Origin of the sequence: Wolbachia endosymbiont of Dirofilaria (Dirofilaria) immitis (assembly GCF_013365455.1) — a bacterium.
Lineage (GTDB): Bacteria > Pseudomonadota > Alphaproteobacteria > Rickettsiales > Anaplasmataceae > Wolbachia.
Map to the genome: position 1 here is coordinate 445,976 of NZ_CP046578.1, position 13,109 is coordinate 459,084.

The 13,109-nt window shown below is 32.7% G+C and carries 12 protein-coding genes; 3 read left to right on the forward strand and 9 right to left on the reverse strand.

What is annotated here, in order from left to right; genetic code table 11:
* Window positions 1-6 precede the first annotated feature (6 nt).
* From GOY12_RS01750 to coxB, 5 genes are all read right to left on the reverse strand, one after another.
* Window positions 7-3,072 carry a YhdP family protein gene (locus GOY12_RS01750; RefSeq protein WP_175818356.1) on the reverse strand — a complete coding sequence of 1,022 codons (3,066 nt, stop codon included), beginning with the start codon at window positions 3,070-3,072 and terminating at the stop codon, window positions 7-9.
* Window positions 3,065-3,502 (reverse strand): ribonuclease HI, encoded by a 438-nt coding sequence (gene rnhA / locus GOY12_RS01755; RefSeq protein ID WP_175818357.1) that lies wholly within the window; start codon window positions 3,500-3,502, stop codon window positions 3,065-3,067. Before rnhA ends, GOY12_RS01750 begins: the two co-directional genes overlap by 8 nt.
* A 199-nt stretch (window positions 3,503-3,701) precedes the next feature.
* Window positions 3,702-4,589, reverse strand: coding sequence for a heme o synthase (cyoE, locus tag GOY12_RS01760; protein WP_175818358.1), 888 nt, complete (start codon window positions 4,587-4,589; stop codon window positions 3,702-3,704).
* 1 nt (window position 4,590) lies between these two features.
* The gene (gene ctaD / locus GOY12_RS01765; protein ID WP_175818359.1) at window positions 4,591-6,141 is read right to left on the reverse strand and encodes a cytochrome c oxidase subunit I; all 1,551 of its coding nucleotides are present in this window, start codon (window positions 6,139-6,141) and stop codon (window positions 4,591-4,593) included.
* Window positions 6,142-6,156: 15 nt separating this feature from the next.
* Window positions 6,157-6,921, reverse strand: a complete 765-nt coding sequence (gene coxB, locus GOY12_RS01770; RefSeq protein ID WP_175818360.1) for a cytochrome c oxidase subunit II — start codon at window positions 6,919-6,921, stop codon at window positions 6,157-6,159.
* Between the two features lie 283 nt (window positions 6,922-7,204).
* Between coxB and GOY12_RS01775 the strand changes: the two genes are divergently transcribed.
* Window positions 7,205-7,438 carry a hypothetical protein gene (locus GOY12_RS01775; RefSeq protein ID WP_175818361.1) on the forward strand — a complete coding sequence of 78 codons (234 nt, stop codon included), beginning with the start codon at window positions 7,205-7,207 and terminating at the stop codon, window positions 7,436-7,438.
* A 198-nt stretch (window positions 7,439-7,636) separates the two neighbouring features.
* Here GOY12_RS01775 and GOY12_RS01780 read toward each other — a convergent pair whose 3' ends face one another.
* A complete protein-coding gene (locus tag GOY12_RS01780; protein WP_175818362.1) occupies window positions 7,637-9,079 on the reverse strand; it encodes an HlyD family type I secretion periplasmic adaptor subunit in 1,443 nt (480 codons plus the stop codon).
* A gap of 307 nt (window positions 9,080-9,386) precedes the next feature.
* Between GOY12_RS01780 and fabG the strand changes: the two genes are divergently transcribed.
* On the forward strand, window positions 9,387-10,121 hold the full coding sequence (fabG, locus tag GOY12_RS01785; protein WP_175818363.1) for a 3-oxoacyl-[acyl-carrier-protein] reductase: 735 nt from the start codon (window positions 9,387-9,389) through the stop codon (window positions 10,119-10,121).
* Window positions 10,122-10,222: 101 nt separating this feature from the next.
* On the forward strand, window positions 10,223-10,570 hold the full coding sequence (locus tag GOY12_RS01790) for a TrbC/VirB2 family protein (protein WP_175818364.1): 348 nt from the start codon (window positions 10,223-10,225) through the stop codon (window positions 10,568-10,570).
* A gap of 27 nt (window positions 10,571-10,597) precedes the next feature.
* Here GOY12_RS01790 and GOY12_RS01795 read toward each other — a convergent pair whose 3' ends face one another.
* From GOY12_RS01795 to greA, 3 genes are all read right to left on the reverse strand, one after another.
* Window positions 10,598-11,878: a M48 family metalloprotease gene (locus tag GOY12_RS01795; RefSeq protein ID WP_175818365.1), complete on the reverse strand. Its 1,281-nt coding sequence runs from the start codon at window positions 11,876-11,878 to the stop codon at window positions 10,598-10,600.
* A 72-nt stretch (window positions 11,879-11,950) separates the two neighbouring features.
* Window positions 11,951-12,604: a 3,4-dihydroxy-2-butanone-4-phosphate synthase gene (gene ribB / locus GOY12_RS01800; protein WP_175818366.1), complete on the reverse strand. Its 654-nt coding sequence runs from the start codon at window positions 12,602-12,604 to the stop codon at window positions 11,951-11,953.
* A 3-nt stretch (window positions 12,605-12,607) separates the two neighbouring features.
* A complete protein-coding gene (gene greA / locus GOY12_RS01805; RefSeq protein WP_175818367.1) occupies window positions 12,608-13,102 on the reverse strand; it encodes a transcription elongation factor GreA in 495 nt (164 codons plus the stop codon).
* Window positions 13,103-13,109 lie beyond the last annotated feature (7 nt).

The following is a 13,109-nucleotide window of genomic DNA, read 5'->3' on the forward strand; positions in this document are numbered from 1 at the left end:
TAAAAATTACATAATATATATTATGGAAAATGAAATAGAGATTAAACATTTTCTTCCTTTTAGGCTTCTGGTGATAGCCTCATTAGTCTTTGTTACAGCGCGGTTAAATACTTCCAATAACCTCTTAAGTAGACTTGGAGTTAACGAAAATATAGGATTAACAGATACATTACTATTTTTATCATCACCACTTGCTTTATAATCTATTGAGATAATTCCTCTACTTTTTCCACCAGTAAGAAGTTTTCCAATTATAGGAATCTTTAACAGAGATTTATTAATTGAATATGCTGGTATTACTTGTCCTTCGACCTGAAACTTGTGATCTCTAACATCAAGCTTACCACTGGCGCTAATACCTAATTCTGCTCCTTCAAGCCAAGACTCTTCAATTTCAATAATACCATCTTTATATGAAAAAGGTGCGTTATACTTATCAAAATATACACCTTCATTCTTTATAGCATTTACAATACCAGGCAATGAAGACATTGACAATAAAGTAGTGAGTAGTGGAGCATCTTTGATGTAGAAATTACTAATGGATAGCATACCATGATGTTCTCCACTCTTCCTCTGAGGGGATAGATAAAAAGATAATTTGCCATTTTTAATTGATCTGCTAATTCCTAGAGAACGCAAAAATATGCCTGAATTATCTGTATATATTTCAAGACCTATTCCACTATACTCTGCTAATATATTACTGTTATCTTTCAGAAATTGCCCTGTAAATTGACTTCCACTGCAATCACCTTTAGTACAAGTTAAATTCAGTTTAGCATTTTTAATAATAATATCTTCTTTCATAACTACGTTATCAATATTCATGCTAACTTCTATATTACTGTTTAATCTATTACTATCTTTGCCAAGCAAACCTAAAATATCACCTAAGTTCACTTTCTCACCATGGATAGTTATAGCGTTTTTCTCTTTACCTGATTTAATCTCTATACTAAAGTTATTATCAGGAAGTTTAAAGTCGCTAGAACTTAAGTATAAATTTCCATTTTCTAATTTCCCATTGAATTTTATATTTAAGCCATTTCCTATAAAGTCTAATTTATCTATTAGTAGCTCACCTGCTCCCTTTAACTTTGCAGAAAATGAAATTTTATTGTGATCCTCAAAATAATTTTTCCGCCCTAGATAGCTTGAATGCAACTCAAGCTCTGATAAATCTACATTACCATTAATATACCCAGTCTTATCCTGATTTATCACTGATTCTATATTTGCATTGATGTAACCATTACCAAAATTAAGTATTTGAGCAGGTAAATCTCCGGTTAAATTCCAGGAAAAACTTCTATTTTTGTTGCTACTTTTCAAGTCAAATATTAGCTGTGTATTATTCACTATGCCGCTTCCACGTAAATCAATAAAATCCCTACTAAAATCAAGCTTAACATCGTACTTACCGAGGTTTACATCACAGATAACTAGATTGTCAATTTTAGAATGGAAATTGGCTAAAAAATTTGCTTTTTTATTATCGGTGTTCAGATTAAAAACACGAAAATTGAATATAGATTTTGCTTTTCCATCTATTTTGTCCCTTGTAATTTTAATAATATCATCTAGCTTAAATTTTATGGGCTCATATAACCCATAAGCATCACTCACAGCCTGGCCATTGATAACAAGAACTGAATCTTCTTCATTAAAAGAATTCATTTCAATATATCCACTATCAATGGTAAAGTTCTGAAACTTAGCACTATTTATAGTAATTTTCAGATTATTATTTCTAAGAGTTAAGTAACCATTTAATTCCTTTACTTGTTCGGAATTTTCATCAAATTTTACACTACCGTTTTCTATATCAGCAATAACTGCAACATTCGATAAGTTATTATTAATTAAATTATTAATTTTGCCATTGAAACTTATAACTGTATTTATAATATTCCCATTAATATTACGGCAATACCATTTTTTAAATTTACTATTTACTACACTATCTGGTACATAGGTACATAAATCCCTTGCAGCAAGTCTGCCAATGTTTGCCCTAAGCAGGGCATTATTTGTGCTAAGGTTTATTTTACCTATTAAAGAGAGAGATATATCGTATAAGTTAAAACAGAAGTTTCTTACACTCATTACCCCATTATTATATGTTAAACTTATGTTTACGTTAGTTATAGGTAAGTCTTTGTTTACATAATTTCTTATATCCAACACGTATATATTTCCATCTACGACTTCATTCTTTCTATTAATTTTCATTGAAAAGCTTCCTTTAAATCCTACGTCTTTGTTTAAACTGTAATTTTTAACTAACGTAAAAAATTCGCTTAATAATCCCAATTTTAAGTTATAGAATGTTCCACACACATTTAATAAACTATTGTGATTTTTTACTATAATAGACAAATCACCTAGAATCCCTTTTTTATCTTTTGTGTGAATATGGATATCCAAAATATCAAAATTCTTTCCCTTTCCTACATACACTTTATCAATAAAAAATTCCTTCTCTGCATCTTTATTTATAGTAATATTAGTAATTTCAACTTTTGAATCTGCATTCAAGTCAAAAAAGAATTTTTTCATTGCTTTCAAATAATTTTGAAAACTAAAATCAACCGCTTTGGAGTCAGCTTTTTCCTTATTAGCAGTTCCTGTAATCATTAAAGCTGTTGACACTGAGATCCGTTTTTTTTCTCCTTGAATCTCAGAGTCATGCATTGAAATAACAGTGGCAGGCCAAATATGTATATGTACTTTATCAGCTAAAACCTGAGAAAATTGTATATTAGTTTTAAATAAAGAGTTTATCTTAAAATGCACGAAAAAGTTGGCAATTTTTATAGTAAAATCATGATTTACTACTTCAAAATCCGTAATAACTAAGCACGGATCTTTACTACCTTTTTGCCATATAATCGAAGTACCATTCATATTGATATTTGCATTGGCAAGCGCTCCTGATATCTTCTTTCTTATATAGAAATTAATATAATTAGTATTAATTTCTAAAGAATCCTCATTTTTAAACAAGATAAAGAAGCAAAATACGAATAATAAAACTATAAAAAATAATACAGTGATTTTTTTAAGCATCAATTATTGCTTTTCTTGCTAAGCTATCAGCCTCCTCGTTGTGCTTATCACAATTATGCGCTTTAACCCATTTCCAATTAATATCATGTTGTAGGGCAGCATTATCTAACTCTTTCCACAATTCTATGTTCTTTACTGATTTCTTATTACTTGTTTTCCAGCCGTTCATTTTCCACTTATCTATCCATTCTGTTATGCCACGTTTAATATAGAGGCTGTCTGTATATAAGTTAACATTGCAAGGAAATTTTAACGCCTTCAGCCCATTAATCACTGCTGTTAATTCCATTTTATTATTTGTAGTGTTTTCTTCCCTACCATAAATACTCTTTCTATGGCCTTTAAATAATATTATTACTGCCCACCCTCCTGTTCCCGGATTACAAGAACATGCTCCGTCTGTGTATATTGTTACTTCCTTTTTATTCATTTTTTACTATATGAGCTATATGAATAGTAAAGCGTATGCCTACTTCTATAAAAGCACAATTTTAATGAAACTTACAGAAATAGGGCAATTTAAGCTATACCTTTAAATTTTATTATAGAAACGAAAAAGAGTCCAACAGTTAGCACTATCAGGAGAAAAAGTAAAAAGTAGTTTTTGTTTTTCTGCTGTTCCTTCATAATCAAAACCAATTAATGGAACAAAAGATAATACTAGCAAATAGAGAGAATAGGTAGGAAATTGAATAAGAAAACATTTTTTTCTGTGAGCTATAATTTTTAAGCCTAATAATAGATATAGCATACCAAATAAAAATGCAGCCCTCGAGAATTGCTACGCTTAGGTAGAGTAAAACCCTTTTTAAAAATAATGATGGAAGTAGGCTGGTCAATACTAGCAGTATACTATAAATTAATATATGTTTCCTTGTTTTTTCTGAGCCATAGACAATATTGAACATTGGGATTGATGCTTTTGTATATTCCTCAGACTTATTTAGAGATAAAGCCCAAAAGTGCGGTGGAGTCCACATGAAAATTATTAAAAATAGAATAAAACTTTCCCAGCTTATAGAATTAGTTACGGTTGCCCAACCGATCATTGGAGAAAAAGCACCTGATATACCACCGACAACGATATTTTGCGGAGTGCGCCTTTTAAGCCAAATTGTATATATAAAAACGTAAAACAATATACCAATTGCAAGTAAAACAGCAGAAATATAATTCACTGCTATTGCCATAATAAATACTGACAATACTCCAAGAGTTATACCAAACTCAAGAGCACTTTCTGCAGAGACTTTACCTGAAGGTATAGGACGATTTTGTGTCCTTTTCATGAGCAGATCTATATCTCTGTCATACCACATATTTATGGCACCTGCAGATCCTGAACCAAGAGCAATACATATAATGGATATTAGTGCAATGAAAGGATGTATATTACCTGGTGCAACAACCATTCCAGCAACTGCAGTAAATACTACAAGATATATCACCTTTGGCTTTAATAAACACCAAAAGTCCAGTATTGTTGATTCAACATTTAACAAAGCACTCGTATACATCCTATTTTATAACCGGCGGTTTTTCGAAAGTATGAAAAGGTGGTGGTGAAGATACTGTCCATTCTAAGGTATCACCTCCCCAAGGGTTATCTTCAACTTTTTTACCCCATTTAAATAAATGTATAATTATGAATATAAAAAGCATAACTGAAATGAAGGACATATATGAACCAATCGAGGATATATAGTTCCAAGGAATAAATGCATCAGGGTAATCAGGTATGCGCCTTGGCATACCAGCTAACCCTAAGAAATGCTGAGGCAAAAAGGTGATATTAGTACTAATAAAAGTAAACCAAAAGTGTATTTTTCCTAGGGACTCATTATACTGCCTACCTGACATTTTACCTATCCAATAGTAAAAGCCAGCGAAGGCTCCAAATAATACAGCTATTGACATAACATAATGAAAATGAGCAACAATATAATATGTATCATGTAATAGCCTATCCACTCCACCTTGAGATGAAATTACTCCAGTTACACCGCCTCCTACAAACATAAAAATGAAACCTAGTGCGAACAGCATAGGAGTCTTAAGTTCAATTGCTCCACCCCACATAGTTGCAATCCAGCTAAATACTTTAACACCGGTTATAACACCAATAAAAATTGTGCTAGTACTAAAAAATATAATAGCATCTTCACTAAGTCCAACAGTAAACATATGATGAGCCCAGACTATAAAACCAAATGTTGCTATCGCTATCATAGCATAAACCATCCCTATATAACCAAACACTGGTCTATGAGAAAAAGTTGACACGACCTGGCTTATGATACCAAACGCAGGGAAAATAATGATATAAACCTCTGGATGACCGAAAAACCAAAATAGATGTTGAAATAATACAGGATCACCACCACCAGCTGGATTAAAAAAGGAAGTACCAATATTACGGTCAGTAAGTAGCATAGTTATAGCACCAGCAAGTACTGGTAAAGCAATAATTAACATAAATGAAGTCAACAAAATAGACCAAACAAATAGTGGCATCTTAGTTAATGACATACCTTTTGCACGCATATTAAATATAGTGACTATAAAGTTGATTGCTCCAACAATTGAAGACATACCAGCAATATGAAGTGCAAATATAGCAAGGTCAACTCCTGCACCTGGGTGGAACATGATTTGTGACAAAGGTGGATATAAAGTCCACCCTGTTCCAGGACCTTCACCAGCAAATACTGAGAGAAGGAGCAAAATAAAAGATGACACTAATAACCAAAAACTTAGATTATTCATACGAGGAAATGCCATGTCTGGTGAACCAATCATGAGAGGAACAAACCAATTACCAAATCCTCCCATTAGAGCTGGCATTATCATAAAAAATACCATTATTACTGCATGTCCTGTAACTATTACGTTATATAGTTGATAATTACTACCTAGTATATTGATATGCATTAGCTGAGTACGAATAATTATTGATAACAATCCACCAATAATCCCAGTCAATATGGAAAAAATGATATACAGTGTTCCTATATCCTTATGATTAGTAGAGAATAACCAACGTCTTATACCTTTTGATATATCATTCATACCTATACTCCAAATTTAACTTACTAACTTTTTATTTTCAATCCATTCATTAAAATCTTCTTTACTCACTGCCTTAACAACAATCGGCATAAATCCATGACCTTGACCGCATAATTCATAACATTGTCCATAGTAAATACCAGGCTTTTTGACATTAATCCATGCTTCATTTAGTCTACCTGGTATGGCATCAATTTTTACACCGAAAGCTGGTACTCCCCAGCTATGTATTACATCTCCTGCAGTAACTTGTAAACGAATATTAGTATCGGTAGGTAAAACAACATTATTATCAACAGAGAATAGCCTCAAATCCCCTTCAGCAAAACTATCTGTTTCCTTAATGTAGCTATCAAAAGATATACCTTGATGCTCTGGATACTGATAACTCCAGTACCACTGGTGGCCAATAACTTTTAGTGTCATGTCAGCCTTTGGTATCTTTTCTTGTAGTTTAATTAATTGAGCATTTTTAAAAGCCAATATACCGACAATAATCGTTGGTATAACAAACCAGATAATTTCTAAAATAATGTTGTGACTCGTTTGACTTATATTTGTTACTTTATTCTTTTGAAAGCGAAATACCACATAAATAAGCAGCATCCATACAAGAAGCATTATTCCAACCATTATACTCATCACAAATAAATGCGATTCAATTACAATTTCCATTATCTCAGTTGCAGGTGTGGGAAATCCAAATTGCCAAGAAGTAGGAACAGAAGCAATTGACATATTTGAGTAAAATACTATCAATAATGCAAGTAACTCTACCATACTTGTTTACTGTAAAACTAACTATATAATAGCGTATATAACTTACTATGCAAACAAAGATTAGTAGTAGTTAATAGTTTTAAAACGTTTAGTTAGCTACAATAATATAACCCCAATTTAAGGAAAGAAGAGCATTTACATGAATCTATCTCAATAAAACATCATAAATTTTGAAAAAGCCTGCCTTATACTAAATTATAAATTTTTTATTAACTAACCTCTAATACTCATAGCGGCACACGCAGTTCGTATACTAAGACACATTTATTCTCTACGAAAAGTAGTGAATGAACAATTCAAAAAGTCAGAAGAAGCAGAAGATCTTTCTGTTAAAATTATAGAAGAAAGGGGGACTAAAGGCTATGATGGGAGTAGAAAGGTAGAAAAAGGACATAGTAGACTTTGTATGTACAGAGATATATTACCTAAGTTGCTATCAACTAAAAGTAAGAATTTAAAATATAGCCCAGAAAATAGGTTACAAAAGGGTTTTTGTTTATTAAATCAACAGGAATAGAAAGCTACCAAAGAAATAAAATTTGTTTAATAACATTTACTGAAAATTCTATACCATTGCTGTAAATGGGGTCATGGTAAAAGGAATTTTTCCAATTTTACTGGTTGGGGTGAATAATCTATGTAAATAGAGCTTCTGAAAAGTCAATAAAATCTTAATTCTATTATGAAAATAAGTCTATTTACTTTAATGAGTTATCTATCTTTCTATAAAAGATCTATCAACCGTTGCAATTATAGGTGTAAATAAGAATGATAAGAGAGTGCGGGATTGAGTGACTATGTATACTTCAGCTGGCATACCAGGGTACAGATATACGTTTTTAAACTGAGCAAGTTCCGACTTTGGTATCACAACATGTACTAAATAATAACGTCCCAATCTTGGGTCATCAAGAGCATCAGGAGAAATATAGCTTACTACACCATTAATAAAACCTAAACTACGCGCATTATAAGCACTTAGCCTTACTTTGACTTTCAACCCTTCTAATCCGCCGCCAACGGAGACCATATTGCTACCTCTTTTTTGTGCTGATATTATTTCTTCTATATTTCTAGTCTGGATTTTAGTGCCTATTATTAAATCATCATCAGATGGCACTATGCTCATAACTGGAACTCCAGATTGTATAACACCACCTTCAGTATGATACCTTATATCTGTAACTATTCCATCTTGAGGAGATCTAATTATTGTGCGTGCTAATGTATCTTCTGCAACTATTAACCTCTTTTTTAAGTCAGCAATAGATGTACTAATTTCCTTAAGTTCAATGTTTGCTCTTTCCTGGAAATCGTTCCTCACATTTACAATTTCTAATTCATTCTCTCCAATTTTTTGCTGTGCTTGAGATATTGCAGCGCGGTAGTGACCAACCCTACCTTCAATTTCAGCAAACTGCTTTTTCAAAGCGAAAATGTGTGTCTTGCCTATATAGCTATTGTTAAGAAGTTGTCTTTTTATTTCTAATTCTTCAGCTACTAAGTCGTATTGTTTGAGAGCTGCATCCAATTGAGAGTGCAGTCCTACTAACTCGTTATGTAGCTGCTTTATACGTTGTTGCAGTACATTAGTTTTTCCTAATGCACTCTTGCGCTGAGAGTGAAACAATTTTACCTGATTTTTTATTACTCTGTTTGCAAGCTCACTGTTAGACAATTTTTTAATTTCATCAGGAAATTCAATTTTGTCTAATCCTGCCCTAATAGCGATTAGCCTTGCTTCAGTTGTCAAAAGCGATAAAAGTTTCTCTTTAACTATACTTAAATTTGCCTTCTCATTAACATCATTTAACAAAACTAGAGGCTCATTTTTTTTAACTACTTGACCTTCCTTGACTAAAATTTTGCTTATTATTCCTCCTCCTAAATGCTGAACCACCTTTCTACTTGAAGATACAATAACTTCTCCACTTGCATGTACTGCTCCATCAATTGGAGCTATAGCTGACCAAATGCCTCCTACTCCAAAAAAAATGAGTATTACTACCAGACCGAAAAACAGTGGCCCCCATGTTACTTTCAGAACCTCATTTACACTATTTCCTTCACGCTTTAAAATGAAACTTGTCACTGCATCAATTAATATAAAAGTTTTATCCAAAAATTTTGGACATTTTTTCTTTTTTATCCCTTGCATATTTATATTATCACTACAGCAAAGGAGACCTGTCAAAGGAAATCAAGCTTTCATTTTTTTTAACTTACTTATTCACACATTACTGTGAACTTGCATGAGTACTGAAATAATATGCTAATATGCAAAAGCCAAAGAATTCATGACTCAAACATCTAATTTGGACTCAATCAAAATAATAACTTAGTAAGAATTTTGTGCTATATCTTAATCTGAATTAAGCTCTGTGAGAGTCAAAGCCGCTCATATATTAGAAAGTCCATTGCTAATTAGACAATGTTCTGCTAGTAATTAAAAAAATAAAATTATTATGTTTCAATTAGAAGGCAGAAAGTTCCTCATCACTGGTGCCTCAGGTGGGATAGGGCGAGCGATTGTGAAGGTCATGTATAAAGCCGGAGCAACTTTATGTATCTCTGGGACAAAAAAAGAGACTCTCGAAGGCATTGCTAAGCAATATAAGAAGAACATACATGTATTTCTTTGTAATTTATCAAGTGCTGAGGAAGTAAATCAGCTAATAGACAGAGCAAGCAAATTAATGGCAGGTTTTGACGGGCTTGTGTGTAGTGCAGGCATTATACGAGATGGTTTACTACTGAGAATGACAGACGAAGCATGGCAAAAAGTAATTGATATTAACTTGAGCTCCACATTTAAGTTAAATAGAGAAGCATGCAGAAAATTAATTAAAAATAACTGGGGAAGGATTATAAATATTTCTTCAGTGATAGGATTAACAGGAAATGCTGGACAATCAAATTATGCAGCATCGAAAGCTGGAGTAATAGCTATGAGTAAATCTATAGCAAAAGAAGTTGCAAGTCGAAATATAACAGTCAATTGTGTTGCTCCTGGATTTATAGATACCAAAATGACTGAAGTCTTAACCAAAGAACAAAAGAAAAAAATAATAGATAATATTCCAATGAAAAAAATGGGGACGGTGGAAGAAGTAGCAGCAGGGGTTCTATTTTTAGCGAGTGATGAAGCAAAGTATATTACAGGGCATGTATTGAATATTAATGGCGGTTTATTTATGTAGTGATACTTTACCTATAGACAAGATATAGACTTTACTTTAAAATAAGTATGCGTAAAATAAAATTAGTTTTATTACACTAGTTTATTATCAAAGGCAAAAAAATGGACTCCATAATAAGAAAATTTTTTAATATTCTATATGTGGTATTACTTTTCTCAGGTTATCCAACCGATTCTGGTGCTGGAGGTACTGATATAGATGATACAACTGCTCAAGTAATATGTAACATTATTGGTTATATCTGGGGAATAGGTGGTCCACTTATGACCGTAGTAATAATTGGTGCATCTTTACTTGCAATATTTGGTAGAATGCCTTGGCCAGCTCTCTTTGCTTTAGGCATGTTTTGCGGTGTATTTTTTGGCGCTAAGGCAATTATAATGAAAGTTATACCTAATATGAATGATAGTGTAAAAGTTATGCTAGAAAATTGCGGAACAAAAAAATAGAAAAAACGGTAGCATGTAAAATAACTATCACTCATTGAGTTGTTTCATGTCTTCAATTTGCAATAGGTAAGGGCTACCCTTTGGTAAAGTTTTAATAGCTAATTCAGCATATCTCGTAAATTGTTCCAAATTGCCTTCAATACAAGCTTTCTTCGTTAAAGCAAAATAATACATTGCTATATTAGCATTACGTTTGTACGCAACGCTTAAATATTTCCAAATAAAGGCATTATTCGGTTCTGCACTTGCGACTTGTTCAAGGTAAAAAATTGCCTTTTTTGCATCACCGTATAGTAATAGAGTATGAGATAATGCAAGTTTTACCAAATAGCTGTTCTTTTCAGGTAAATATTTCAGTGACTCTTCATACATTCTTATTGCTTCACTTAGATTTCCAGCCTTATACAACATTTCTGCTTTCAATTCATATAGATATGGATCACTACGTGACTTCTGAGCTAGTGAATCAATTATAGCAATAGCCTCTTTTATCTTTCCTTGCCTATAGTGAATTATAGCATTTACGCATTCAGAATTACCTTCATATTTACTAGATAATACATGGATGGGAGAAAAGAAAGAATCTAGTTTTGTAACTACACGTTTAAACTTTAGTAACTTATCCGCGAGAATTGGCTTTATATCGTTTTTAACCTTATAATTCTGTACAGCAAGTATTCGCTTACTACTAAGTGGATGAGTGTGAAAGTATCCTACAGTATTTTCGCACTCAATACTTTTAAAGTAACCGAAAACTTCTCTCATACCTGAATTATCATAGCCAGATTCATCAAGGTACTTTAAAGCGTATCTATCTGCTGTACTTTCTTGCTCTTGAGAATAGTTAAAAAATAATCCGGAGCTGAGTGCCATACCACTGAGTAAAATTGCATTGGTGACCTGAGGATTAATGATGATAGTAGAAATCAGCCCTATCATATAGCCAATCATCGCCATAGATTGTAAACAACCTATGGCACCGCTCATCTGTAATATATGACCAGCAGATATATGAGCGATCTCATGTGCTAATATACTAAGTAAAACATAAGGTTCAGTTGAATATCGCAAAAGTCCTAAGTGAATAAAAATATTATTATTATCAATAATAAAAGCATTAATTGAGTCATCATTCACCACGAAAACTTTTACCTGGTCACTATCAACACCCGCAGCAGAAAAGAGAGGTTGTGCTAATTCTTTCACCATTGCTTCCACTTCACTGTCTCCTATAATATTAATAGAGTAAGTATTATTATAATATACAAAAAAGAGCAATAAGATAAAAAACTTGACAACTTGAAGCATGGGAATCTCGTATTTGCATAATTTTTAGGAGTTTTACATCTTAATACTTGAATTATATGAGTTTATGAAATGCTAACTTAATTTCTTGACATAATTAATGAGTTCATCAATAGTAGTCAATTTAATTTTATGTTGTTCAGCAAACTCAAGTAACTGAGGTAGACGCATCATAGAGCCATCGTCATTCACTAGCTCACACCCTACAGCCGCATGGTTAAGGTTAACTAGCTTTGCTATTTCAACACTCGCTTCAGTATGACCATTACGTGCTAAAACTCCACTATCGTTTGCAATAATAGGAAAAACATGACCAGGAGTAATAATATCATCTTTAGTACTCTTTTCATCAATAGCAATAAGTATTGTGCGTGTTCTATCATTAGCAGAAACACCTGTTGTAATACCGTAACGCGCATCGATTGATGTAGTAAATGCGGTGTGAGGAGCAAGCTTTTCATCTACATTGCTTCTTCTCATAAACTCAAGACCAAGTCTATTCATATGAAGTTTTGTCATTGCTAAAAATACAATGCCAGTTCCATATCTAATCATAAAAGCTACATGCTTTGGCTTTAATTTTTCAGCTAAAATGATCAAATCACCTTCATTTTCCCTATTTTCATTATCAACTAAAATAAACAATTTACCAGACCGAGCATCCTCTAATACATCTTCCACAGGAGAAATACAGGATAGGTTCATCGATGCATAAGTGGCCTGTATCATAATTTATTTAAATTCAATCTTAACTATTTTATATAATTTCTCTCCACTTGGCACTATTACTTCTACATGTTCGCCAATTTTTTTACCAATTAAAGCACTACCTAAAGGTGAGCTAGTAGATATTAACTGCTTTGAAACATCAGCCTCATACTCACCTACAATTTTATAAATATATTCTACTTCACTACCATCATCATTTACCATACTCAATGTTACGGTTGCGCCAAACATTACTGAATCGCCAGACAAGCTTTTCACTTCTATTACTTCTGCATGCGAAAGCTTGCTTTCCAGCTCCATTATACGACCCTCAATGAAACCTAATCTTTCTCGCGCAGCATGATATTCCGCACTCTCGGATAAATCACCTTGATCACGGGCATCAGAAATGGCCTGTATAATAGAAGGTTTTTCTTCTTTTAATTTTTCAAGCTCAGCTTGCATACATCCAAAACCTTCTCTTGTTATAGGGAACTTCTTAACGACAGATGAAGTCATAACCAAT

What these genes read in the sequence shown, in the direction of transcription:
- GOY12_RS01750 (WP_175818356.1), bottom strand. Translation starts at nt 3,072, where the DNA reads ATGCTTAAAAAAATCACTGTATTATTTTTTATAGTTTTATTATTCGTA.
- GOY12_RS01790 (WP_175818364.1), top strand. Translation starts at nt 10,223, where the DNA reads ATGGACTCCATAATAAGAAAATTTTTTAATATTCTATATGTGGTATTA.
- greA (WP_175818367.1), bottom strand. Translation starts at nt 13,102, where the DNA reads ATGACTTCATCTGTCGTTAAGAAGTTCCCTATAACAAGAGAAGGTTTT.
- rnhA (WP_175818357.1), bottom strand. Translation starts at nt 3,502, where the DNA reads ATGAATAAAAAGGAAGTAACAATATACACAGACGGAGCATGTTCTTGT.
- GOY12_RS01780 (WP_175818362.1), bottom strand. Translation starts at nt 9,079, where the DNA reads ATGCAAGGGATAAAAAAGAAAAAATGTCCAAAATTTTTGGATAAAACT.
- GOY12_RS01795 (WP_175818365.1), bottom strand. Translation starts at nt 11,878, where the DNA reads ATGCTTCAAGTTGTCAAGTTTTTTATCTTATTGCTCTTTTTTGTATAT.
- ribB (WP_175818366.1), bottom strand. Translation starts at nt 12,604, where the DNA reads ATGATACAGGCCACTTATGCATCGATGAACCTATCCTGTATTTCTCCT.
- ctaD (WP_175818359.1), bottom strand. Translation starts at nt 6,141, where the DNA reads ATGAATGATATATCAAAAGGTATAAGACGTTGGTTATTCTCTACTAAT.
- cyoE (WP_175818358.1), bottom strand. Translation starts at nt 4,589, where the DNA reads ATGTATACGAGTGCTTTGTTAAATGTTGAATCAACAATACTGGACTTT.
- coxB (WP_175818360.1), bottom strand. Translation starts at nt 6,921, where the DNA reads ATGGTAGAGTTACTTGCATTATTGATAGTATTTTACTCAAATATGTCA.
- fabG (WP_175818363.1), top strand. Translation starts at nt 9,387, where the DNA reads ATGTTTCAATTAGAAGGCAGAAAGTTCCTCATCACTGGTGCCTCAGGT.